Below are 22,388 nucleotides of genomic sequence, written 5' to 3' on the forward strand. Positions count from 1 at the left end.
TGTTCTTTCCTTTCGTTATTCGGCTGCAATGCCGTAGCTGCCGGTCCGCACCGCGCGGACCGACTCCTCGATGATGTCGAGGCCGGCCGAGAGAGCGGCGTCGTCGATAATGAGAGGTGCAAGCACCTTGACGATTTCGTCGTGTGCGCCGCTCGTTTCGATGATGAGTCCGGCGGCAAAACAGGCGCTGGTGATGGCATCGGCAGTTTCACCGGACCCGACGTCGATGCCGCGCATCATGCCGCGGCCGCGTGTCGAAAGGCCGAATCCAGAAGCGATGGCATCCAGGCGTCGTGCGAGCAATCGTCCCTTGCGCTGGACGTCCTGCTCGAACTCGTCATCCTTCCAGAAGTTCCGCAGAGACGCGGTGGCCGTGATGAAGGCGTGATTGTTGCCCCGGAACGTGCCGTTGTGTTCGCCGGGCAACCATTGATCCAACTCGGGTCGGAACAGTGTCAGCGCGAAGGGAAGCCCCATGCCGGACAGCGATTTTGCCATGGTGACGATGTCGGGCGTAAAACCCATGCCTTCAAAGCTGAAAAACGGACCGGTGCGTCCGCATCCGGCTTGAATATCGTCGACGATAAGGAGTGCGCCGTGGCGTTTTGCGATATCGGCGATTGCACGCAGCCAATCCGGCGATGCGGTGTTGAGACCGCCTTCGCCCTGAACCGTCTCGACTAGAATCGCGGCCGGCGCATCGAGCCCGCTGGAAGGGTCGGACAGCCGCCGTTCCAGCAGCGCGGCGGTGTCGAGATCCGGGCCGTGATAGCCATCGTAAGGCTCGTGGCTGACATGGCTGAGTGGTACGCCCGCGCCGGTGCGCTTGGCGGCATTGCCGGTGCAGGCCAGCGCACCGAGGGTCATGCCGTGGAAACCGTTCGTGAAAGCGATCACCAGTCCACGGCCGGTCACCTTGCGGGCCAGTTTGATGGCGGCCTCGACCGCGTTAGTGCCGGTCGGTCCGGTGAACATCACGCGGTAGTCCAGCCCGCGTGACTTCAGAATCAGCGACTCGAATGTTTCGAGGAACTCCGCCTTGGCGTCGGTATGCAGGTCAAGCCCGTGCGTGATGCCGTCAGTCGAGATGTAGTCGATCAGCGCTTGCTTCAGCGCGGGATGATTGTGTCCGTAATTAAGCGTCGAGCATCCCGACAGGAAGTCTAGATAGCGTCCGCCCTGATTATCATACATCCAGACATTGTCAGCTCGGCTGAACTGGCGCGGCATGGTGCGCGCATAGCTCCGCACGACCGACTCCCGGCGTTCGTAAATGGATCGGTTCGGGATATGGCTGGTCGGCTTGGGTCGTGTATGGCGAGCAAGTGTGGTTGTTGTGGTCATGTCGTCAGTTCTCCTGATCTCTGGCTCCGGGCTGTCGGTTTGGCAGGGGGCCAATGCGGGCCAGCCACTCTGTGGCGTGCTTACCGGCGAAATGCGCGTCGCACTCGAACATCACACTGCGGATCAGCGGAGCGCCCCACGCGCGGGCCAGTCCGTTGAACAATGCCCAGGATGGAGCGTTGTCGTCGGTCACTGTGGTGAGGAGATACTTGGCACTTTCGGCGGAAGGGCGATCCAGCAGCGCGTTGATCATGCGCTGAGCAAGGCCTTTGCCGCGCGCCGCCTTCGCGACCGCGACCTGCCAGACGAAGAAGCTGTTCGGTTCCGAAGGCGGGCGATAACCTGAAACCCATCCTAGAATTTGCGCGTGACGTTCCGCAACGAGGCAGGAGTCCGTGAAGTGCGTGCACTGGAGGAGGTTGCAATAGGCGGAATTGGAGTCCAGTGGCGCGCAGGCTGCGACCAGGCGGGTAACCGCGGGGCCGTCAGCGGGCGACGGCTTTCTCAACTGGAACGCTTCGTTGACATCCGGAGCAGCGTCGAAAGCCACTGGCGAGGATCCACCGAAAGCGTCGACCCGAGGGCCGGTTATTGCTTCAGATTTCGAATTAATCGCTTCATTCTCCGAAATATATAGCGCTTTACCTTATAGGAAAATAAGTGGCGAAATCTTGAAAATTGGCTTGAGATCTCACATCAAAAGCTTCGTAGATATTTCGTTATCCGAATAAAATTTGAAGGGCTGACTTGGAACCGGTTACGATTCGCCTCGGCGCGGCCGTAGCTATAAGAAAAGCCACATGAAATCAGAGATCGCCTCACTGACGCTGCGCGCCCTGCGAAGAGTGCTGCGGGCAACTGAGATCGGCAGTCGCCAGCTGGCCATTGCGACCGGCCTTACGACATCGCAATGGCTCGTGTTGCGAGAGATCGACGCGCGCGAGAAAACCACACCGGGTGTCATTGCGCAGGCGCTTCAGTTCGGTCAGGCAACGATCACGACGATCGTCGATCGGCTTGTGGCGCTCGATCTAGTGCAGCGCCAGCGTAACGCAAACGACAAGCGCCAGTTCCTTCTGACGGCGACGCCGGCAGGCAGGGACATCGTGGCCAACGCACCCGACTTGCTTCACCTGACGTTTACAGATCGCTTCGTCCAGTTGCCGCAATGGGAGCAGGCCATGATCCTTGCTGCAGTAGAGCGGCTGGCCATGCTGATGGACGCGCACAACATCGATGCCGCGCCATTGCTGGACAGCGGGGCCATCGATCGATCCCAACCCAGATAGGTCGATTGCCTCGACTGCGTGGACGGCTCGACAGAGCCGGATCTTCCCGCGCAGGTCACTTCCCCGGCTGAAGCAATTGCCGGGTACGGCGTTTTCCTTGGTGGCCGACATATCGTCAGAAGCCGACGTCGGATCGGATGATTGCGGAGTCGGACGAGCAACTCGGGCCGCATCGAAACCTGCACCGAATGTCGGTATCGGTGGCTGCGCATCCAGCAATCGCTCCGCGCAGGCGCTCGTTCCGGCGCAGCGTGGAGGGCGAAGCCGGATGTTGTCGTCGATCAGACTGGGCAGCTCGGGCGCACACGATCCTTCGGCCGCGCAGGCGCTGTCGACGCGACCGGCAGGACTTGGAGCAGGCGGCCCCTGCAGGCCGCCTGTAGATCAGTCTGAGAGCAGAAGAGCCCTATTGGCAGGGGTGCTGGAGTCCGTCGGATCCCTTGAAAAAGGTGCCAGGCCTGCAGACGATGCCGTTGTGCGACGCGTAACTGTTCCAGTCGCCGTTCCACGCATAGTAGTCGCCATACGCGGCGGGCCGATCGTAGGTGCCGTATGCGGCGTAGGAATTGCGCCAGCCGCCGAAGGGAGCGGTCGCGATCGCCGCGGCGGTTCCGACGGCAGCGCCGGCCACGCCGGCAGCGGCCCCCACCGGCCCCACGGGTTCGCGATAGGCGGCTCGCCGCTGATAATAGCCTCTCCTGCTGTCGTACGGGCTCCCGGCTCCTCGGTTGAGGCAGTTGGCGCTGGCGAATTGAGATGAACAGGCGGCCGGGTTGGAGAAGACCGCTTGCGCCGATGCGGGGCTCGAAACTGCCGACGCCACTATCACAGCCGCGCCAAGAACTCTTAGACTCATCATGGCTTGCTCCCTGGATTTGGTTTGCTCGCAAGTTCCCGTTTTCTCGCACCTAACCAAATGCAACCTCCGGAAGTGGTTCCTGCGCATCTCGTGCGCGGCATCAAATCGACGTGACTTGCCGATCGATCTGGAATGCGACTTCAGCAGAAGCGGCATGGATGCGGCAGGGAGTCGCGGCGTAGCAAGGATGCTGCGATCAATGCCCAAACGATGGGACGGCAATTCCATTCGTCCGACGAATCCGGACAGAGGCGAGAATGCAAATTGATGAAAGGTTGCGTCATCGCGGAACTGCCCGATGACCGCGCCAAGTCGCGTCGGACGTGCGCGAGAGAGCACGACGGTTGGCACGAACTGCTCCTGCTTTTGCACCGCGACCGAACAACCCGTTCTTTTCAATTTGACGTTGTTGAGAACGACAGGTTTGGAAGGCGGCGCAAATGAAGTGCTTTACCGGCTCGACTCTCCTTGGATCTTGCGCGCGCAATCGCATGGAACAGGCGTCGACGCGCGCTGCCCTGCAATCATTGGTCCAATTCTTCGGGAATAAGCCGGGACCATGTGTCGCGACCTGTCTGAGCCGGTTCCGGCTCGCCGCGCTTGCCTTGATGGCGTCGGCCGCTCTGGTTGATGCGGCCTCGGCTCAGTCCTGCACGGTCGCACCGGATTCGACTGTCTCAGCAACGAGTGGAAGCTGCGCGATCGACGCGAATACGACGTTGACCGGAACGCCTGCCGTTCACGCAAGTACGAGCGCTCAGATCACGACCAACAACGTCAACATCAACCCATTCAATGGCGGCAGTATCGGCGGTTTGGCGGACGCTGCAGGTACGATCATCTTCAGTTCCGGGGCGAGCATCAACGGCAACTGGAGCACTGCCGCGTCGGCACAAAGCGGCGGCCAGATCATCTTTCAGTCGGGTTCGATCATCAATCCGGCCTTCGGCGGCGGAGGAACTGCGCTGAGCGCTGATGGAACGGGCAGTCAGATCAGCGCGACAGGACTCACCATCGGTCTCAACGGCGCCGGCAACAACGTCGCTGCGAAGGCGGCCAACGCGGCGACGGTCAGTCTGCTCAACAGCTCAATCGCCTATGCGGTCGGCGGTGGCGGCAACACCGGCCTGTGGGCAACGGGCACCGGCAGCCAGATTAGCTCGACGGGTACAACCATTTCGATGCCCGGCGGCGGCGGCAACGACGTTGGCGCGCGCGCGGACTCCGGTGGGTCGGTCACGCTGACCGGCGGCACCGTCAACGTTGAGGGGAACGGCGGCGGCGAAACCGGCCTGTTGGCGCAATCGTCCGGAAGCACTGTCACGGCAAACGGCGTTGCGGTCACAGTTTCCGGCGGCGGTGGCGATGTCGGCGCCAAGGCACTCGACGGCGGCGCGATCACCTTGAGGGGAGGCAGCGTCGCCGCGACGGGCAGCGGCGGGGGCGAGATCGGCCTGCAGGCCAGCGGCACCGGCAGCACGCTCACGGCGAGCGGCGTGACGGTAACGGTTCCGAACAGCAGCGGAGGCCGCGGAGTGCAGGCCGACAATTCGGGCAGCGTCACGCTCGACGGCAGCTCGACGGTCACCACATCAGGCGCAGGCACCCATGCGGCCGGCGTGACAAGCGGCGGTACGCTGAGCATGACTGGTGGCTCACTGACGGCCAATGGAGCCGATGCCAACGCGCTCAACATAAGCGGCGGTGCTGCGACGCTCTCCGGAGTCACCATGACCAGTCCGAACGGTGCGTCGATCGCCGCCCCGGGCGGCACCAGCAGCGTGAACCTGACCGGCGTGACTGCGGTCGTGAACAACAATCAATGGCTGAACGTCAGCGGCGGCTCCACGCTCAACCTCGTCGCGGACAGTTCGACCCTGCAGGGCGTTGCGCTCACCGACTCCGGCAGCACCTCCAGCGTCGCGCTGAAAAACAATTCGCTCTGGACCATGACCGGCAACTCGAACGTCACCAATTTGATCAACGCTTCGAGCATCATCCAGTTCACGTCCCCTGTCGGCGATCCGACGCAGCTGTCGAGCTACAAGACGCTGACGGCGGTGAACTATGTCGGCCAGGGCGGTACCATCGGGCTCAATACATATCTTGGCAGGGACGGTTCGCCGTCGGACAGGCTCGTCATCAATGGCGGCACGGCAGGCGGCAACACGTTCCTGAAGATCAGCAACACCACGGGCGGCGGCGCGCTCACGACCGGCAACGGCATCCTCGTCGTCGACGCGATCAATGGTGCGACGACGACGGCTGGTGCCTTCAGCCTGTCTCACCCGGTCTTGGCCGGCCCTTACCAATATTCGCTGTTCCGTTCGAGCGTCGACTCCAGCAACCCGCAAGCCTGGTATTTGCGCGACACCCTCGACTGTGTCGCTCATCCCAATCTGCGCGCCTGCGGCGGTGGCGGTCTCATCAACTGCTCCAATCTGCCCAACGTGCCTAGGTGCGGCGGCGGAGGTGGAGGCGGCGGAGGTGGAGGCGGCGGCGGCGGAGGAGGCGGCGGTGGCGGCGGTGGCGGTGGAGGTGGAGGTGGAGGCGGAGCCGACGGTGGCGGCGGCGATATTCCCGACTACCGCGAGGAGACGTCGCTCTACGCGGCAATTCCATCGATGACGCTGTTGTACGGACGCAGCCTGCTCGACACGCTGCATGAACGCGTGGGCGAGGAGGAGGACGAACGCTTCCGCGCCAATCCCGAGAACGCCAGGGTCGGATGGGGTCGCGTGCTTGGGGTCAACGGCGTGCATCAGGGCGACAGCTTTGGCGTGTTGGGTGGCGAAGCCGGACCGCACTTCAGCTATGATTTCCTGGCGCTGCAGGCGGGCATGGATGTCTATCGACACGACGGTCCCGACGGTTCGCGCGACCAGGCGGGGGCGTATTTCGCGATCGGCGGCGCGCGCGGGCGGGTCACCCATTTCGATGGCAGCCAGGGTGACAACACCTTCTCCGCCTACACGCTCGGTGGCTACTGGACGCATTTCGGACCGACCGGCTGGTACATCGACTCGATCCTGCAAGGCACGTTCTACGACATCACGAGCAGCGCAAATCGCGGCATTCCGGCGCTCAAGACCGGTGCTCAAGGTGGGGCTGCGTCGGTGGAGGGCGGATATCCCTTCAAGTTCGCCGGCGGCTTCTTCATCGAGCCGCAGGCGCAACTGGTGTATCAGAACATCCACATCAACGACGCCAGCGACATCGCGGCGCAAATCCGCTTTGCGGACGTGGATTCGCTCGCGACCCGGATCGGTGCCCGATTTGGCCGAACATGGGCGGTCGATGACAGTCCGCGTACGCTGACGGCCTGGATCCGTCCGAGCCTGTGGAACGAATTCCTCGGCAACCCGAAAACGCTGTTCTCGTCGGACACCGGCTTCGTTCCATTCCAGGCGAGCCTCGGCGGCCTGTGGGGCGAGATCAATGCCGGCATCAGCGGACAGGTAACGTCGACCACGTCGCTTTATGCCAACGCTTCCTATCAGAGCCGGTTCGACGGTGGCGGCTTCTCCTACGGCGGGAAAGCCGGACTGCGCGTTAACTGGTAGCGCGCGAGGGCGTGACGCCGGCCCAGACAGGGTCGGCGAAACGCACTCGCGCAGGCATAGCGGACGAGGAAGTGCCTAACAGACCCTCACGCTTTGCTGAACATACGCGTAACCGTTCCACACGTTTCGCGTCTGATAGCAGGAGTTGTAGGCCGTCGCGGCTCCGATGGCTGCGCCAGTCGCCAAACCGGCTGCGGCAGCTCCGGCGCCCCAACCGCCTCGATAGTAACCGCCACCGCGGTAATAGCCGCCGCCGGCCCAACGTGCGCGGCCGCCGTGCCAACCGCCGGCATGCCATCGCGTGCCGCCGCCGTGCCAACCAGGCCGCATTCCTCCGCCGTGGAAGTGAGCCGATCGAGCGCCGGCTCCTCTGGGCCGGGCCTGGGCGTCATAAGGGAGTATCATTGCTGCAGATGCGATGAAGCTAAGAACCAGCAAAGCCTTGGTTGGTCGCATATCCGGACTCCTTGCAAGGGTGTCTCAACCAATCCCGCTGAACGTGCTTCGTTCCGTTGGTTCAACTGCGTGCCACGCTGGCACAAGATGCATGCTCAATACAGCGCGTCGTGGCTTCGGAGCGCAAGCGTAGCAAGCGGTATTGTCGAGCTCGATCCGTCGGACTTCGTCGGCGCTGGGCAGGTACGAACGTGTTCGTACCTTGAAGACCTCCCTGGGTGAAACAATGCTGACGCTTACTGCCGACGCGGCAAATTGGCGAACTGGTACGGCAGCTGGTCCACTACAGGGAACAGGGAGACGACTATGTGGAAGATATGTGTGCTTAGTACGTTGGTCTTGCTGGTTGCGGTTCCGGCAAATGCGGCTCCGAAGAATAGTGGCAAGAATGTCGATGCAATTCGTGCTGAATGCTTCAGGCAGGCGAATGAAGCCGCTGCCGCCGGCGGTGCGAACATGACAAGCGGGGCGACTGCCGCCCGAAACTCGGCGGGCTATTCCGCCTATCGGGATTGCGCGCGAAAGAACGGCATTCGCCCGTAAGCATCGCTTTGGTTTCCGCTAACCCATGGAAGGCCGCCTTCGGGCGGTCTATTCCATGCGCAGTGAAAAACGGCGACGGCGACATGGCCGTCGAAAGCCGAAGATGCCGGCTGAGCGGCGCCAAAACTGCAGGGAAGGTCAGCTTGCGACGAGAGCCTGGGCCTTGCGCAATCCGGCCACGAGTGTGTCGACAACCTGATCCGCCGCTCCGTTGCGGCGCAAGAAGCCGGCCGGATCATCGGCCAACGCTTTGTACCGCGACATTCCTTTCAAGGCCGTTTGGGTCGCATCGCGGCGCCCCAGCTCTGTATTCGCTATCGCAATCAACAGTTGGCTGAATCCGGAATCGCGCAACGATGCCGTCTCGGCCACGTCGAGCATCTGCTTGTATTCACCCTTCAAGTAAAGGTCGACCGCGATGAAATGAAGATACCAGGCTGGCGGATGCAACGTGCGCTCGATCGCGCGCTTGAGCATCGGCACGCCTTCCGAGAAGTTCCCGCGGATGGCGAGACGCCAGCCGAATTGGGCAAGAATGTCGGGATCGTTGGGGTTGAGGTCGATCGCCAGATGGCTGATGCGATCACTATCGGCGTAACGTCCCGTGAAATGGTAGGCCGCAGCCAGGGCCTTCAGCGCCAGGGGACTGTTCGGCTGCAGGGCGATGGCGCGCGACGTTGCCTCAAGGGCCTTGTCATACTCCGTTTGCGGATTGCCGTCGGCTGAATAGCCCAACCGTCCGGCGTCGAGATGCAGCCATCCAAGCATGGCCCATGAATCGCTATACTGCGGATCCCGCTGAACGGTTTGCTGAAGACACTGCATGGCCGGATCGAAGTCGACGCGCCGGAAAGTGCTGCGATAGGCCTGAGCGCGCAGGACGCAGAGATAGCTTTCCATATTCCTCGGTGGATCCGCGCGAATGTCGTTTCTAACCACGCCGTAGGATTGGCCGACGACGGTTGCGATTTCGCTCGCGAGCTCGCGCTGGACATTCATGAGCGACTGAGGATCGAACGGTCGAGCATATGTCCGCATCCATACGATCTCGTCGTTCTCGGCGTTGAAGACAGTCGTTGTGACTTGCACTTCTTCGGCGCTCGTTTGAACGCTTCCACGGACGACATAGGAAGCACCGAGAGGACGACCAGGTTGGGGCGCCTCGTCGCCTTTTGCGGAGAGGGCATTCGACGGCGACGTGTAGAGCCGGAATCCTCCGAAGCGAAACAGGTTGCTGGTCAGTTCCTGTCCCATGCCGATGGCGAAGAGCCGCGTGTTCTCCCCGGGAGTCAGTGGCGTGAATGACATCACGAGGACCGCGGGTTCGCGTGGCGTCATTGGGGACGGAGGCGGTCTTGCTGCAAGCCATATCCAAGCCACCACGCCGGCTGCCAGCGCGGCAGCGACGGGCCCATAGCGCCTGATGCCAGGCTTGGTCGTCCAATTCGCACGTGTAGCAGCAGCAGTTGTCGAATCATCGTGCAGTTCAAGAGCAGGCTCGCGAGATGGAGCGTCGGCAGTATGCATTTTGTGCCACTCAAAATGGGGCACATAGGAGCCTTTTGGAATTGTGATGCGTACCGGATCATCGCGGCCCGAATCCACGTAGTAGCTATCGAGGTCGCGGCGCAATCGTCGAGCTTCAAGACGGACGACAGGGTCAGCTTGGGGATCGAAAGAGTCGTCGCGCCGAAACACGGCCAAGGCAATTGTGTAGCCCTTCAGGCTATCAGCGCGGCCTGCAAGCGTCTCGTCGACAATGAAACGAAGGAAAGCTTGCCGCCGTTCGCTCGCCTGGAAATGCGGACTCGAGAGGATGCGGTCCAGCTCTTTCGCTACATGCGCCGGCGGCACCGCGGAATCATCACAACGCGGGATATCGGATGAGCCGCTGACGGCATCGTGAGCGAAGGGTACATCAGGCATCAACCGGCAACCCCAATCGTCGGTCGACGGTAGGCCTTCTCAGTACATGTTGCAACTCGTAAGCGAAGCAAGCAGCCGGCGCTGACGCGACAGCTTTCAATCATCGGAACAACGAGTTCCCGACTGCAGCGACAGCTGGTCGCATCGGCCTTGAAGCCGTCGCGCCTGAGACGGCGCGCTCAACGAGCGTCGCGCCGTGTACGAACATGTTCGTACCTTGAAGCCTCGATGAACCAGCAGCAAAGGTCACGTTGGCCACAAGCGAGTTCATCATGGAGGAGTTCCGCGCGATTGTGACCCGCTTTCCGCTGCGCGAACTTGACATTCGGCGCTGCTTCAATCGCGACGCGCAGTTTAGAGCGATTTGCGCAGATTATGACGAAGCTGTGAAAGCGCTTCGTCGTTGGCAACAAGCGGCAAAGCAAGGAGACCGCGAAGGAAGTCGGAAGGCCGCGGATTACGAACGGCTCGTTGCCGAACTGGAAGCCGAGGCTCTGGTTCATCTGAACCGGCCGTGATCGAGGGGGCGTTCGCATAACTGGAGCAGTGCGTGGACAACGCGATTTTCGTCAACCTTTCGATATCAGGCGTGCTTGCCGCGGGCATGCTGCGTGCTGCGATCGGTCAGACACAGAACCTGCGCAGCGAGGCCGCCGAACCGACCAAGCACGCAATCGGCCGCAACGAGTAACTGGAGGCGATCTTCTTGAATATTGCCGAGAGACCGGTCGCGAACGTGGACGAAACCGGCGCGTCAGACAGCATCTTCATTCCCGGCGGCACGTTTCGCATGGGATCGGATCGGCATTATCCGGAAGAGGCGCCGTCCCACATGGTGAGCGTCGACGGGTTCTGGATGGACCGCACGCCGGTGACGAACCGGCAATTCAAGGCGTTCGTGCGTGCCGCGGGCCACGTCACCTTCGCCGAGGTCGCGCCGGATCCCAAGGACTATCCGGATGCGCTCCCGCACATGCTCTTCACCGGATCGCTGGTCTTCACGCCTCCGGATTATCCGGTCGATCTGCGCGACTACAGCCAATGGTGGACGCTGCTCAAGGGCGCGAATTGGCGGCATCCTTACGGTCCGAAAAGCAACATCAAGTCGCTGGACGACCATCCCGTGGTGCACGTCACCCATGCTGACGCACTCGCCTATGCGCGATGGGCCGGCAAGGATCTGCCGACGGAAGCAGAGTGGGAGTTTGCTGCGCGCGGCGGCCTCGATGGCGCTGAATATGCCTGGGGCGATGAATTCGTGCCGGGCGGCGTGCATCAAGCCAATACGTGGCAAGGTCACTTTCCGTTCGAGAACCGGTGCGAGGACGGCCATGCGCGCACCTCGCCGGTGATGACCTATCCGCCGAACGGCTATGGCGTGTTCGACATGATCGGCAATGTCTGGGAGTGGACCAGCGACTGGTGGGCTCCGAAACACCGCGCCGATGCAAGGAAGGCCTGCTGCATTCCCCAGAACCCGCGGGGCGGCTGCGAGCATGACAGCCACGATCCGTCGCTGCCGCTTAGCAGGATACCGCGCAAGGTGATCAAGGGCGGCTCGCATCTCTGCGCGCCGAACTATTGCCGGCGCTATCGACCGGCGGCGCGCCATGCCGAGCCGATCGATACTTCGACCAGCCATCTCGGATTTCGCTGCATTACACGTTCAGGGAGAAAGTGATGACTGAGAAGACAACGACAGACACCTTCAGCCGCCGCAACCTGCTCGCTGCCTCTAGTTCGCTCGCCACCATCGCCGCCTTCTCGGCGATGGCGCCCATCGAGACCGTCCAGGCGCAAGGGACCACGCAACCCTCGAGCGCGGCCGGCGGCGCAAAGCCGAACATCATCCTGATCCTGTCGGATGATTTCGGTTATGGTGACTCCGGGCCCTATGGCGGCGGCGAAAATCGCGGCATGCCAACCCCGAACATCGATCGTCTCGCGAATGAAGGACTGCAATTCATGTCCTTCTATGCGCAGCCGAGTTGCACGCCTGGACGTGCCGCGGTGCAAACCGGCCGAATTCCAAATCGCAGCGGCATGACGACCGTCGCGTTCCAGGGCCAGGGCGGCGGCATGCCGGCGGCGGAATGGACGCTTGCCTCGGTTTTGAAGACCGGCGGTTACAAAACGTTCTTCACGGGCAAATGGCACCTTGGCGAGGCCGACTATGCGTTGCCGAGCGCGCAAGGCTACGACGAGATGAAGTATGCCGGCCTTTATCATCTCAATGCGTACACCTACGCCGATCCGACCTGGTTTCCCGACATGGACCCCGAATTGAGGGCGATGTTCGAGAAGGTCACCAAAGGCGCACTTTCCGGAAATGCCGGGCAGCCGGCGAAGGAAGATTTCAAGATCAACGGCCAGTACGTCAACACGCCGGACAAGGGCGTGGTCGGCATTCCCTTCTTCGACGACTACGTCGAGAAGGCCTCGCTCGAGTATCTGGACCGCAACAAGTCATCGGGCCCGTTCTTCATGAGCATCAACTTCATGAAGGTGCACCAGCCCAACATGCCGGCGCCCGAATTCCAGGGCAAGTCGATGTCCAAGAGCAAGTATGCCGACTCCGTGGTCGAGAACGACACGCGTATCGGCCGTATCATGGACAAGGTGCGGTCCCTCGGCCTCGACAAGAACACCTATGTGTTCTGGACGACGGACAACGGCGCCTGGCAGGACGTCTATCCGGACGCCGGCTACACACCGTTCCGCGGCACCAAGGGCACGGTTCGCGAGGGCGGCAACCGCGTCCCGTCCCTTGCATGGGGCCCAGGCATCAAGGCCGGCACCAAGAATTCCGACATCGTCGGCGGCCTCGATTACATGGCAACCTTCGCAAAGCTCGCGGGCGTGAAGCTGCCGGAGAACGATCGCGAGGGTAAGCCGATCATCTTCGACAGCATCGATATGTCGCCGATCCTGTTCGGAACCGGCAAGTCCGAGCGCAAGAACTGGTTCTATTTCACGGAATCCGAACTCTCGCCTGGCGCCGCCCGTGTCGGCAACTACAAAGCGGTGTTCAATCTGCGCGGCGACAATGGCGCAAAGACCGGCGGCCTGGCGGTAGACAGCAACCTCGGCTGGAAGGGGCCGGAGTCCTATGTGGCGACCGTTCCGCAGGTCTTCGATCTCTGGCAGGACCCCCAGGAGCGGTACGACATCTTCATGAACAACTACACCGAGCACACCTGGTCCTTGGTTTCGATCAATGCTGCGATCAAGGATCTGATGCAGACCTATGTGAAGTATCCGCCACGGAAGATTCAGAGCGAGACCTACGCGGGACCGATCACGATCCAACAGTATGAGCGGTTCGCGTTCTTCAGGGATCAACTCGCCAAGGACGGCTTCCAGATCGGCTTGCCTACCGGCAACTGATCGATGCAAATGGAGCGGCCCCCACTCTCGGGGGTCGTTCCTCTCTGAACGGCTGAAGTGGAGGACGGAGATTCGTGAACGGAAGCTTGGTTGACCGCCGTACGATCCTGGCCGGTCTGCTGGTGTCGGCGGCCACGCTGTCGGTCTCCGGCCGTATCGCACGCGCGCAGAGTGATCCTCTTCCTTCCTGGAATGACGGCCGGGCGAAGCAGTCGATCCTGGACTTCGTCGCCGCGGTGACCAAGGAAGGAGCGCCGGATTTCGTGCCGGCGCCGGAACGCATCGCGACATTCGACAATGACGGCACGCTGTGGTGCGAGCAGCCGATGTATGTGCAGCTTGCGTTTGCGCTCGACCGGGTGAAGTCCCTCGCCCCCAAACATCCGGAGTGGAAGCAGAAGCAGCCGTTCAGGGCGGTTCTCGACAACGACATCGCAGCGCTGGCCAAGGCCGGCGAGAAGGGCCTGGTCGAAGTGGTCATGGCGACCCATGCCGGCATGACAACGGCCGAGTTCGCGCAGATCGCCGGCGACTGGATCAAGTCGGCGCGTCACCCGAAGTTCAACCGGCCTTATACCGATCTCGTCTACCAGCCGATGCTGGAACTGCTCGCCTGTCTGCGGGCCAATGGCTTCAAGACCTTCATTGTCTCGGGCGGCGGCATCGAGTTCATGCGGCCATGGAGCGAGCGGGTCTATGGCATCCCGCCGGAGCAGGTCGTCGGATCGAGCATCAAGACGAAGTTCGAGATCGACAAGGGGAAACCGACACTGATCCGGCTGCCGGCGATCGATCTCGTCGACGACGGACCCGGCAAGCCGGTCGGCATCAACTCGCATATCGGCCGCCGGCCGATCGCGGCCTTCGGCAATTCGGACGGCGACTTCCAGATGCTGCAATGGGCGACGCAATCATCGGGGAAACGCTTCGGCCTGATCGTGCATCACACCGATGCCGAACGAGAATATGCATACGATCGGAAGTCCTCATTCGGCAAACTCGACAAGGCGCTCGACGCGGCGAACTCCAATGGCTGGATCGTTGTCAGCATGAAGGACGACTGGAAACGCATGTTCCGCTTTGAATAGAGGCCGAACGATTGCGTAGGCATCGCTGACGCCCGGCGCCGCGGAGCACGCCGGCGCCGCCGGTGATGCAAGCGAGACGAAGAACGAGGAGGCATCATGACACGACTTCTTCCAGGATCGCGCCGGCTCACCATTGCGAACGCGGCGCTGGCGGTTGGCCTGATGCTCGGAGGCTCGGCATACGCGCAGACACCCGCGGACCAGAAGCCGGCCCAGGACCAGGCTGCCGCGCCGGCGCCGGCCCCGACAGCCAGCAAGCTTCCGAACGGACAGATCGAGCAACTGGTCGCGCCGATCGCGCTCTACCCGGACGCGCTGCTGTCGCAGATCCTGATGGCATCGACCTATCCGTTGGAAGTCGTCGAGGCGGCGCGCTGGTCGCAAGACAACAAGACCGTCACCGGCAAGGCGCTCGAAGATGCCATGCAGAAGCAGTCGTGGGATCCGAGCGTCAAGGCCCTCGCGGCGGTGCCGCAGGTTCTTCAGATGATGAACGACAAGCTCGACTGGACCCAGCAGCTTGGCGATGCCTTCCTCGCGCAGGAGCAGGACGTGATGAGCGCCGTGCAGACCTTGCGCCAGCGCGCGGAGGCCGCGGGCAATCTCAAGTCGACGCCGCAGCAAAAGGTGATAAAGAGCGCGCCTCCTGCCGGTGTGACCGCGCCCTCCGGCATGCAGCAGGCGATCTCGATCGAGCCGGTCGATCCCGACCAGTATTACGTCCCGGTCTACGATCCCGGTGTCGTCTACGGGGCCTGGGATTATCCCGACTACCAGCCGTTCTATTGGTCTCCGCCAGGCTATGTCGCCGCGGGCGTGATCGGCTTCACCGCCAGCGTGGCCGTCGGCGCTGCGATCTGGGGCGGCTGCAACTGGTGGGGCCGCAACGTCTACGTCAACGTCAACCGATATAACCAGTTCAACCGCACCAACATCAGAAACACCAATTGGGCCCACAATCCGGCGCATCGCGGCGGTGTCGCCTATCGCGATGCCGGCGTGGCGAGGCGGTTCGGCAGTGGCAATACCCCCGCCGCGCGCGAGGCGCTGCGCAATCGCACCGGTGGTCCCGGCGGCAGGATCTCGAATGCGGGTGCCGGCCGGGCCAGGACCGCGGTCTCGCAACGCGCCGGCAATCGCGGTGCCTCGGTATCGCGCCGCACCAGCAGCAGGAGTGTCACGCATGCGCGTACGGGTGCGGGCAATCGCGCGGCGGTCTCGCACAGGAGCGTCACGCGCTCGCGCGTCAGCGGACGTGTTCACGCGGGCGGCCGGCCGGCCGCGATTCGCGGCGGCATGCGGGCCGGCGGCTTCCACGGAGGCGGCCGCGTGGGCGGTTTCCGCGGAGGTGGCGGCTTCCGGGGAGGGGGCGGTTTCCATGGCGGTGGCCGGCGGCGCTGATCAGAGTGCCTGGGCTCGCGCGTCGACATCTGCGACGCCCAGGTTGCTGCATAATTACAATACATCTTCCACGAAGAGAGGTAACGTCCAGGCAGATTTCAGCGGCACGTTTCAAATGATTGGGTTGGATCATGAATTCTTCATCAACCTGCGCAAGTTCCAGGATGTTCGCCATGGCCTTCGCAACCGCCGCCGCCGTCGTCGTGGCAGAAAAATCCGCCAGGGCCGATCCACAGGTTCTGGCGCTGCCGTCCCTGAAGGTCTGGGAGGGCGACTTCGATGGCATGCTGAAGCGCAAACTCGTGCGCATCCTCGTGCCGACCGACAGGACATCGTTCTTCATCGACAAGGGCGAGACACTCGGCTTCGAAGCCGAGCTCGGCGCCGAGTTCGAAAGCTGGCTGAACAAGCGGTACGGCAAGAAGAAGCAGAGGATCTATGTCGGCTTCGTCCCCACCAGGCGCGACAGACTGCTGGGTGACTTGATCGCCGGAAAGGGCGATATCGCCGCCGGCCTGCTCACGGTCATGCCGGATCGGAGCAAGTTGGTTGACTTCGCTGATCCTTGGGCATCCGGCGTTCGCGAAGTGCTCGTGACGGGATCTGCGGCGCCGAGCATCGGCTCGCTGAACGAGCTCGGTGGAAAGACGATTTTCGTCCGGGAAGCCAGCAGCTATTTCGAGCACCTGAACGCGCTCAATGCGGACCGGGCAGCCAAGGGGCTGGAACGCATCGTCGTCAAGCCAGCCGACAAGAACCTCGAGGACGAGGACTTGCTGAAGATGGTGAGCACCGGCCTGTTGCCCTGGGCCGTCGTCGACCGCTTCAAGGCGCAGGCGTGGGCGGGCCTCCTGAAGGGGCTGACGGTGCGCGACGATATTGCGATCAACGAAGGCGGCGACATCGCCTGGGCGATCCGCAAGGACAGTCCGGCGCTCAGGAAGGAGCTCGCTGAATTCGTCAGTACTCACAAAGTCGGAACTGAGTTCGGCAACGACCTGCGTGCACGCTATTTCAAGACGGCGAAACCGCTGAAGAACGCCCTCGCGCACACCGAGGCGGAGAAGTTCAAGGCGCTGCGCGGATCTTTCGAGAAGTACGGGGTGCAATACTCCATCGACCCCGTCCTGCTCGCTGCACAGGGCTATCAGGAGTCAGAGCTCGACCAGGCCTGCCACAATGCCTCCGGCGCCACCGGCATCATGCAGATCAAGCCCAGTACCGCGAAGGAGAAGCCGATCGAGATCACCGGCGTCGCGGCCAGTGCCGACACCAATATCCACGCCGGCTCCAAATACCTGCGCTACCTGGCGGATACCTATGTCGACGCTTCGGTCACCGATCCGCGCGAGCGCGTGTTCATGGCCCTGGCGGCGTATAATGCAGGCCCGGGAAACCTGAAGCGTTTCCGGGACTATGCGAGCAAGCACGGCTTCGACTCGACCGTCTGGTTCGACAATGTCGAGAACGGCGCGGCTGCGATCGTCGGGCAGGAGACGGTTCAGTACGTCGGCAAGATCTACAAGTACTACATCTCCTACGAGTCGCTTCGCTCGCCCGCTCCGGCGAGCGCAACGGCCGACCCATCGCAGAAATGATCGGTTTGTTCAAAGTGTTCGCTGGCTTGGGTGGTGGACCAAAATCAAGAGGAGCTAATCATGAAACGCAAATCCTTCATGAACCAGATTGGGCTCAGCCTTGGCGCTCTCGTCATCTCGATTGCTTCTGTTCATGCCCAGGTCCCGCTCTCGACCTACATGGACTCGAAAGGGTTCATTGATGTGCAGGCTTTGACCTGCGCGCAACTCGCCAACACTTATCAGGAGGACGCCGACTTTCTCGCGATTTGGTACAGCGGCTGGTACAACGGCCTCGCGAAGAAGCATTTTGCCCATATTACGCGGACCAAATCTGGCGAGCACGAAGTCATTGTGTATTGCAAGGCCCACCCGGAACTCAAGGTGATCCAGGCCATCGACGTTCTCTTCAAGAACGAGAAATGATCGGCGGCTCCCCGAGGCAACCGGTGCGGCGAGACCGGGATGTCTCGCCGCCCTGCCCGTTTACTCGCCAAGCATCGCAATGATCCGCATCGGGACGCGATGGTTGTGGCGACGTGGGCGGTCTGTTGACGCCCGGTGGCCATGGCCGTTCTTGTAGATCCGGGCGAGTTCTTTCGGCTGTTGGCGAAAGGCCCGGTTTCAAACGGTGTGTGCAAATGGAGAGGCCGCGGCAATGAAGGAGTTTTTGAAAACGACCCTAATCGGAGGCGCACTGTTTCTCCTGCCCGTCGCTCTTGTACTGGCGATTCTCAGCCACGCGATGCGTCTGGCGGTGAAGGCCGCGCTTCCGGTGTCTCATGCCCTTCATTTCGACCAGATCGGAAAGGTCGCAGGCATTGGAATTGTTACAGTCGTGGCAGTGGCTTTATTGATCCTGGTGTCGTTCCTCGCCGGCATCGTCGCGCGAACCAAAACCGGCTCTCGGATTAGCGCGTGGGTCGAAAAATCATTTCTTGGCAGCCTTCCGCAGTACCAGATGGTGAAGAGTATGGCTCAAGGCCTTGCTCAGGCCGAAGGCGCGAGCGATGAGTTCAAGCCAGTGCTGGTGAACGTCGAGGGTGGCTGGCAGCTCGGATATCTCCTCGAGACACTCGAGAACGACTGGGTAGCTGTCTTCGTCCCGCAGGCGCCGACGCCGTTGGTCGGCATTGTCAGATATTGCTCGGTCGATCGCATTCGTCCTCTGAGCATGTCGATGTTGCAGGCGAGGGCAATCGTAACCAATGTCGGCATTGGATCCGCGGCGGCCCTCAAAGGAGAAGATCTGAGCAGGGCAGCAACTTGATTCCGCGGATCCACGTAAGTGACGAGGGAATCTGACCGAGCTTTCTGTCAGGCTTGCGCGTTGAGCCATATAGCTTGTAACTTGCTGCATCCGTTGCCGGTATCGCTTCGTCGATCAATCCCGCTATCGAATTCCGGACGGCGGCGGCAAGCTTCCGGGATGCCGCAACCAGACCATCAATTTGCGCTTGAACCCCCAATGCGAGGCAGGAACTTGGCCGGCTGTGAGCTCGTTTGCTCCGGCGGGCTTTTTTAGTCCCGTGCCGTCGATTGGCGGCGTATCGTACGATCAATTTCGCGTCTGAAGGAGCCTGCAACGATGGCCAGGAAATTCAAGGTCGGCGATCACGTCAGCTGGAATTCCGAGGCCGGCCGCGTCTCGGGCACCATCATCGCGGTTCATACCAGCGATTTCGACTACAAGGGGCACACCCACCGCGCCTCGGAGGCCGATCCGCAGTACGAGATCAAGAGCGACAAGACCGATCATGTCGCGGCCCACAAGGGCAGCGCGCTGCATCATGCCTAGCAAAGACGTGGCGCTTCCGTTCTTCACGATCGGTCATTCCACCCGCAGCCTCGAGGATTTCATCGCTCTCCTCGGCGCGGCCACGATCGAGCGTATCGTTGACATCCGAACGGTGCCGCGGTCGCGAACCAATCCGCAGTTCAACAAGGATACGCTGCCCAAGCCGCTTAAGGCCGCGGGCATCTCGTATGAGCATCTGGCCGATCTCGGCGGGCTCCGCGGCAAGGCTCGAAGCGTGGCGCCGTCCGTCAACGGGTTCTGGAGCAACGAGAGTTTTCACAACTACGCCGACTATGCGCTGTCGCCGCAGTTTCATGCGGCGCTCCAGCATCTGCGCGACGAGGGGCGCCGGCAACGCTGTGCGATGATGTGCTCGGAAGCCGTGTGGTGGCGCTGCCACCGCCGCATCGTCGCCGACTACCTCATCGCGTCCGGCGAGACCGTCGTCCACATCATGGGGGAGGGGCGCCTCGAGCCCGCCCGTCTTACCGAAGGCGCCGTCGTCCAGGGCGACGGCACGGTGGTCTATCCGGCTACGGGTGAACTGGATTTATGAAAGGAGTGAGGCTTGCGGCTGCACCGTCGCGCCGCGCCCGCTCACTCCACACTGCGCTTCCAATAGCCGGTGCCGAGCTTGCCGGTGATCACGGCAATGGTGTCGCGGATCTCGTAGGAGCCGCCGTCGCTGTAGTTCCTCAGTCCTCTCAGCGCATGCAGCGTCCAGCGGCCGTTGGCGAAGCTGACGGTGCCTTCGTGCGGGCGCGCGGCGCGGGAGGGCTCGGCGTGGAATTGGTAGGTGCCGTCGGCCATGATCCGCCAGATCCAGCGCGACTGGCCGCGACCACCCGGCACCATGATCTCCCAGGTGCCGACCAGCGCGGGATCGATCGCGCCGGCTGCTGTCGCCGATGGCGCTGACAATGCGGCGGCTGCCGGCGCAGCGTTCGCCTGTTTCGTGGCGGCGGCGTCGGCGGGCGGAGCGGCCACGAGATAGATCGCCTTGCGTGACAGCGAGCCGTACACAAACGGCTGCTGCGCGTTGCGCGTCGCCTCCATCACATCGTCCCGGACGTTGCGGAACATGAAGGTGACCTCGACGCCCGGCGTCTCGATGTTGTGGAGCAGCGCCGCGGCGAACGGGCTGTTGCGGCCGTCGCCGTCGAGCGCAATGGTGCCGTCGCGTGCGGCATAGGCGACCAGCACATTGCCGACCGGCTCGATGCGGCCGAGTCCGCTGCCGGCGGCGGCGCGGGTGGCGAGCGAGCGGCTCATCTTCGCCGCGAACGGATTGTTGCGACAGGCATCGAGGATGACGAGGCCGAGGCTTGCGGTGTTGGCGACCTGCAGCATCACGCTTTGCAGGCTGATCGCTTCATTGGCGGCGTCGGTATCGCGCTTCAGCTCGGCATCGACCGGGATCAGCCAGTTGTCGCCGTTGATCTCCATGCCGTGGCCGGCGAAGTACACTGCCGCCATGTCGGCGCCGGCGGCATTGCGTCCGAAGGCGATCAGGCCGCGCCGCATCTCGTCGAAGCCGGCATTGGTGATCAGCGTCACGGCAAAGCCGAGGCGCTGCAGCGCGGCTGCGATATCGCCGGCATCATTCGGCGGATTGGACAGCGCCGGCACGCTCTTGTAGGCGCCGTTGCCGATCACCAGCGCCACCCGCTTGCCGTCGGCCGCAGCCGGCGCGGCGAAGCCCGCCAGCGCCGCGGCAACGGCCAGTCCCGAGACAAACGCGCGGCGGTTCATGCTGGCCCCGATCGGAGTGACGGGTGCATGGTAGCGGGCGCGACGCGGCCACGGAAATGGCGCGCGATCAGGCCGCCTGCTTCGGCGTCCAGACGCCGGCCGGCACCGGCTCGGCCGGCAACAAGCTGGCGCCGGCGGCGCCCGCGATCGACATCGTGATTTCGTGGATGTCCTGCACCGACCGCTGCATCGAGAAGCGCGGATAAAGCTCGCGCAAGGTGGTCGCGGCCGCCGCCTGCGCTGCTGAGGGATCGGCCAGCACGGCCTCGACGGCGGCGGCGATGCTGGTCGTGTCCTGGCCGAAGCTGAAGCGGGCGAGATGCGGCATCTCCGCGGCCGAGAAGCGGTTGGCGTCGAACACCGGCACGGTGCCGGCGCCGAGCGCGAAGAACACCCGGTCATGCACCGACAGGTCGATATTGGGATTGAGCGAGACCGCGGCAAGGTAGCTGCCGAGGCCTTCGCGCATCGCATCGAAGGTCATCGCGCCGAGCACGCGGGCCGGACGCCCGCTGACGTCGAGATCGCTCCAGCCGCCGCCGATGAAGTCGACCGGATAGTCGGCGAGCACCGCACCCACCTCGCGGGTGCGCACGCCTCGTGTGTAGTTGTCGAGCCGGGTCAGGATCACGTTGAACAGGTCGCCGCCGGGCTTCAGATAGACCAGATGCTGCTCGGCGACGTCGACGATGATCTTCGGAAATGTGCCACAGGTCTTGCCGCGCGCCTCGGCGATCGCGTCGAACAGCAGCGCGAACAGCTTTGGCGGCATCGTCTTGCGCCAGCCGCGCTCGAGCGCCACCGGATTCCAGCCGGACTTGGCGAAGATCAGCCGGCCGTTGCGCTGCTCGGGCGGCAGGCCGCCGAAGAAGCCGGGATCGGGAATGCCCATATGGGTTGCGAACACGGCGTCGTTGGCCCCCAGATGATCGCGGTTGAATGCGGCATGGTCCGGAAACACGTAGCCATGCGCGGTGTAGCGGCTCTCGAGCCCGTGACGCCTGGCGAAATAGCAGGGGTGATCGCAGAACCAGGTGAAGACGGGGATCTGGGCGACGTCCCAGAACAGTCTGCCGTCCTTGGTGTGGATATCGAGCCCAATGCCGGAGAAGCCGAGCGCCATGGTCTCGGCGCGCCGCGGCAGCAGGGCGTTGAGCCGGGCCGAGAAATCCGGCGCCAGCAGATCGAGCATCCTGACCTCGTGCCCGAGCCGGTCGAGCTCGGCGGCCGCCATCGCCAGGATGCCGCGCAGCGAATCATAGGTGGTGTTGCTGGAGTACAGGACGCAGATCACGGACATGGGACCTCCGCGCTTGACGGTGTTGCTGCTCGCGCGGGCATTTCCGTCGCCTTGCATGCTGTCAGTTGAACGGCCGAGCCGGCCGTTCCGGGCTCGGAATTATCC

Annotated in this window: 19 protein-coding genes; 13 read left to right on the plus strand and 6 right to left on the minus strand. The window is 62.7% G+C overall.

From position 1 onward, the window contains the following. Positions 1 to 15 precede the first annotated feature (15 nt). Positions 16 to 1,344: a diaminobutyrate--2-oxoglutarate transaminase gene (ectB, locus tag Q2M23_RS36170; RefSeq protein WP_253638567.1), complete on the minus strand. Its 1,329-nt coding sequence runs from the start codon at positions 1,342 to 1,344 to the stop codon at positions 16 to 18. Between the two features lie 4 nt (positions 1,345 to 1,348). After that, the gene (ectA, locus tag Q2M23_RS36175; RefSeq protein WP_225160841.1) at positions 1,349 to 1,894 is read right to left on the minus strand and encodes a diaminobutyrate acetyltransferase; all 546 of its coding nucleotides are present in this window, start codon (positions 1,892 to 1,894) and stop codon (positions 1,349 to 1,351) included. A gap of 250 nt (positions 1,895 to 2,144) precedes the next feature. Here ectA and Q2M23_RS36180 point away from each other — a divergent pair, with 250 nt between their 5' ends. Further along, positions 2,145 to 2,633 (plus strand): MarR family winged helix-turn-helix transcriptional regulator, encoded by a 489-nt coding sequence (locus tag Q2M23_RS36180; protein ID WP_057017678.1) that lies wholly within the window; start codon positions 2,145 to 2,147, stop codon positions 2,631 to 2,633. A 406-nt stretch (positions 2,634 to 3,039) separates the two neighbouring features. On the opposite strand, the gene Q2M23_RS36185 is transcribed toward Q2M23_RS36180, so the two are convergent. Beyond that, complete coding sequence (locus tag Q2M23_RS36185; RefSeq protein WP_316398585.1) at positions 3,040 to 3,843, minus strand: hypothetical protein; 804 nt, start codon at positions 3,841 to 3,843, stop codon at positions 3,040 to 3,042. Between the two features lie 368 nt (positions 3,844 to 4,211). Here Q2M23_RS36185 and Q2M23_RS36190 point away from each other — a divergent pair, with 368 nt between their 5' ends. Continuing rightward, positions 4,212 to 7,055 carry an autotransporter outer membrane beta-barrel domain-containing protein gene (locus Q2M23_RS36190; protein WP_316398586.1) on the plus strand — a complete coding sequence of 948 codons (2,844 nt, stop codon included), beginning with the start codon at positions 4,212 to 4,214 and terminating at the stop codon, positions 7,053 to 7,055. Positions 7,056 to 8,192: 1,137 nt separating this feature from the next. Here the strand turns inward: Q2M23_RS36190 and Q2M23_RS36195 are convergent. Continuing rightward, positions 8,193 to 9,980 carry a tetratricopeptide repeat protein gene (locus Q2M23_RS36195; RefSeq protein WP_246786640.1) on the minus strand — a complete coding sequence of 596 codons (1,788 nt, stop codon included), beginning with the start codon at positions 9,978 to 9,980 and terminating at the stop codon, positions 8,193 to 8,195. Between the two features lie 272 nt (positions 9,981 to 10,252). On the opposite strand from Q2M23_RS36195, the gene Q2M23_RS36200 reads away from it, so the two are divergent. The 11 genes from Q2M23_RS36200 (at position 10,253) to Q2M23_RS36250 (ending at position 19,787) form a co-directional block, all read left to right on the plus strand. After that, positions 10,253 to 10,498: a hypothetical protein gene (locus Q2M23_RS36200; RefSeq protein WP_229192917.1), complete on the plus strand. Its 246-nt coding sequence runs from the start codon at positions 10,253 to 10,255 to the stop codon at positions 10,496 to 10,498. Between the two features lie 32 nt (positions 10,499 to 10,530). Then, positions 10,531 to 10,671 (plus strand): hypothetical protein, encoded by a 141-nt coding sequence (locus tag Q2M23_RS36205; protein WP_316398587.1) that lies wholly within the window; start codon positions 10,531 to 10,533, stop codon positions 10,669 to 10,671. A 15-nt stretch (positions 10,672 to 10,686) separates the two neighbouring features. Continuing rightward, entirely contained in the window at positions 10,687 to 11,661 is a 975-nt protein-coding gene (locus Q2M23_RS36210) for a formylglycine-generating enzyme family protein (protein WP_316398588.1), read from the plus strand. After that, entirely contained in the window at positions 11,661 to 13,367 is a 1,707-nt protein-coding gene (locus Q2M23_RS36215) for an arylsulfatase (RefSeq protein WP_316398590.1), read from the plus strand. The genes Q2M23_RS36210 and Q2M23_RS36215 overlap by 1 nt, the downstream gene beginning before the upstream one ends. A gap of 74 nt (positions 13,368 to 13,441) precedes the next feature. Continuing rightward, the gene (locus tag Q2M23_RS36220; RefSeq protein WP_316398591.1) at positions 13,442 to 14,455 is read left to right on the plus strand and encodes an HAD family hydrolase; all 1,014 of its coding nucleotides are present in this window, start codon (positions 13,442 to 13,444) and stop codon (positions 14,453 to 14,455) included. A gap of 96 nt (positions 14,456 to 14,551) precedes the next feature. Continuing rightward, entirely contained in the window at positions 14,552 to 15,856 is a 1,305-nt protein-coding gene (locus tag Q2M23_RS36225) for a DUF3300 domain-containing protein (protein WP_316398592.1), read from the plus strand. Positions 15,857 to 16,029: 173 nt separating this feature from the next. Then, positions 16,030 to 17,454 carry a lytic transglycosylase F gene (locus Q2M23_RS36230; protein WP_316398593.1) on the plus strand — a complete coding sequence of 475 codons (1,425 nt, stop codon included), beginning with the start codon at positions 16,030 to 16,032 and terminating at the stop codon, positions 17,452 to 17,454. 60 nt (positions 17,455 to 17,514) lie between these two features. Beyond that, a complete protein-coding gene (locus tag Q2M23_RS36235; RefSeq protein WP_233475664.1) occupies positions 17,515 to 17,859 on the plus strand; it encodes an HdeA/HdeB family chaperone in 345 nt (114 codons plus the stop codon). A gap of 232 nt (positions 17,860 to 18,091) precedes the next feature. Then, positions 18,092 to 18,703 carry a DUF502 domain-containing protein gene (locus Q2M23_RS36240; RefSeq protein WP_253606523.1) on the plus strand — a complete coding sequence of 204 codons (612 nt, stop codon included), beginning with the start codon at positions 18,092 to 18,094 and terminating at the stop codon, positions 18,701 to 18,703. Positions 18,704 to 19,021: 318 nt separating this feature from the next. Continuing rightward, positions 19,022 to 19,231: a DUF2945 domain-containing protein gene (locus tag Q2M23_RS36245; protein WP_028338922.1), complete on the plus strand. Its 210-nt coding sequence runs from the start codon at positions 19,022 to 19,024 to the stop codon at positions 19,229 to 19,231. Further along, the gene (locus tag Q2M23_RS36250) at positions 19,224 to 19,787 is read left to right on the plus strand and encodes a DUF488 family protein (RefSeq protein ID WP_168857746.1); all 564 of its coding nucleotides are present in this window, start codon (positions 19,224 to 19,226) and stop codon (positions 19,785 to 19,787) included. Before Q2M23_RS36245 ends, Q2M23_RS36250 begins: the two co-directional genes overlap by 8 nt. 41 nt (positions 19,788 to 19,828) lie before the next feature. Here the strand turns inward: Q2M23_RS36250 and Q2M23_RS36255 are convergent, their stop codons facing one another. After that, positions 19,829 to 20,983, minus strand: a complete 1,155-nt coding sequence (locus Q2M23_RS36255) for a caspase domain-containing protein (RefSeq protein WP_316398594.1) — start codon at positions 20,981 to 20,983, stop codon at positions 19,829 to 19,831. A 67-nt stretch (positions 20,984 to 21,050) separates the two neighbouring features. After that, complete coding sequence (locus Q2M23_RS36260; protein ID WP_316398595.1) at positions 21,051 to 22,283, minus strand: hypothetical protein; 1,233 nt, start codon at positions 22,281 to 22,283, stop codon at positions 21,051 to 21,053. Positions 22,284 to 22,388: the final 105 nt, after the last annotated feature.

Source organism: Bradyrhizobium sp. 33ap4 (genome assembly GCF_032654765.1).
Lineage (GTDB): Bacteria > Pseudomonadota > Alphaproteobacteria > Rhizobiales > Xanthobacteraceae > Bradyrhizobium > Bradyrhizobium australafricanum.

What these genes read in the sequence shown, in the direction of transcription:
- ectB (WP_253638567.1), bottom strand. Translation starts at nt 1,344, where the DNA reads ATGACCACAACAACCACACTTGCTCGCCATACACGACCCAAGCCGACC.
- Q2M23_RS36215 (WP_316398590.1), top strand. Translation starts at nt 11,661, where the DNA reads ATGACTGAGAAGACAACGACAGACACCTTCAGCCGCCGCAACCTGCTC.
- Q2M23_RS36250 (WP_168857746.1), top strand. Translation starts at nt 19,224, where the DNA reads ATGCCTAGCAAAGACGTGGCGCTTCCGTTCTTCACGATCGGTCATTCC.
- Q2M23_RS36225 (WP_316398592.1), top strand. Translation starts at nt 14,552, where the DNA reads ATGACACGACTTCTTCCAGGATCGCGCCGGCTCACCATTGCGAACGCG.
- Q2M23_RS36255 (WP_316398594.1), bottom strand. Translation starts at nt 20,983, where the DNA reads ATGAACCGCCGCGCGTTTGTCTCGGGACTGGCCGTTGCCGCGGCGCTG.
- Q2M23_RS36230 (WP_316398593.1), top strand. Translation starts at nt 16,030, where the DNA reads ATGGCCTTCGCAACCGCCGCCGCCGTCGTCGTGGCAGAAAAATCCGCC.
- Q2M23_RS36245 (WP_028338922.1), top strand. Translation starts at nt 19,022, where the DNA reads ATGGCCAGGAAATTCAAGGTCGGCGATCACGTCAGCTGGAATTCCGAG.
- Q2M23_RS36200 (WP_229192917.1), top strand. Translation starts at nt 10,253, where the DNA reads ATGGAGGAGTTCCGCGCGATTGTGACCCGCTTTCCGCTGCGCGAACTT.
- Q2M23_RS36195 (WP_246786640.1), bottom strand. Translation starts at nt 9,980, where the DNA reads ATGCCTGATGTACCCTTCGCTCACGATGCCGTCAGCGGCTCATCCGAT.
- Q2M23_RS36235 (WP_233475664.1), top strand. Translation starts at nt 17,515, where the DNA reads ATGAAACGCAAATCCTTCATGAACCAGATTGGGCTCAGCCTTGGCGCT.
- Q2M23_RS36260 (WP_316398595.1), bottom strand. Translation starts at nt 22,283, where the DNA reads ATGTCCGTGATCTGCGTCCTGTACTCCAGCAACACCACCTATGATTCG.
- Q2M23_RS36180 (WP_057017678.1), top strand. Translation starts at nt 2,145, where the DNA reads ATGAAATCAGAGATCGCCTCACTGACGCTGCGCGCCCTGCGAAGAGTG.
- Q2M23_RS36240 (WP_253606523.1), top strand. Translation starts at nt 18,092, where the DNA reads ATGAAGGAGTTTTTGAAAACGACCCTAATCGGAGGCGCACTGTTTCTC.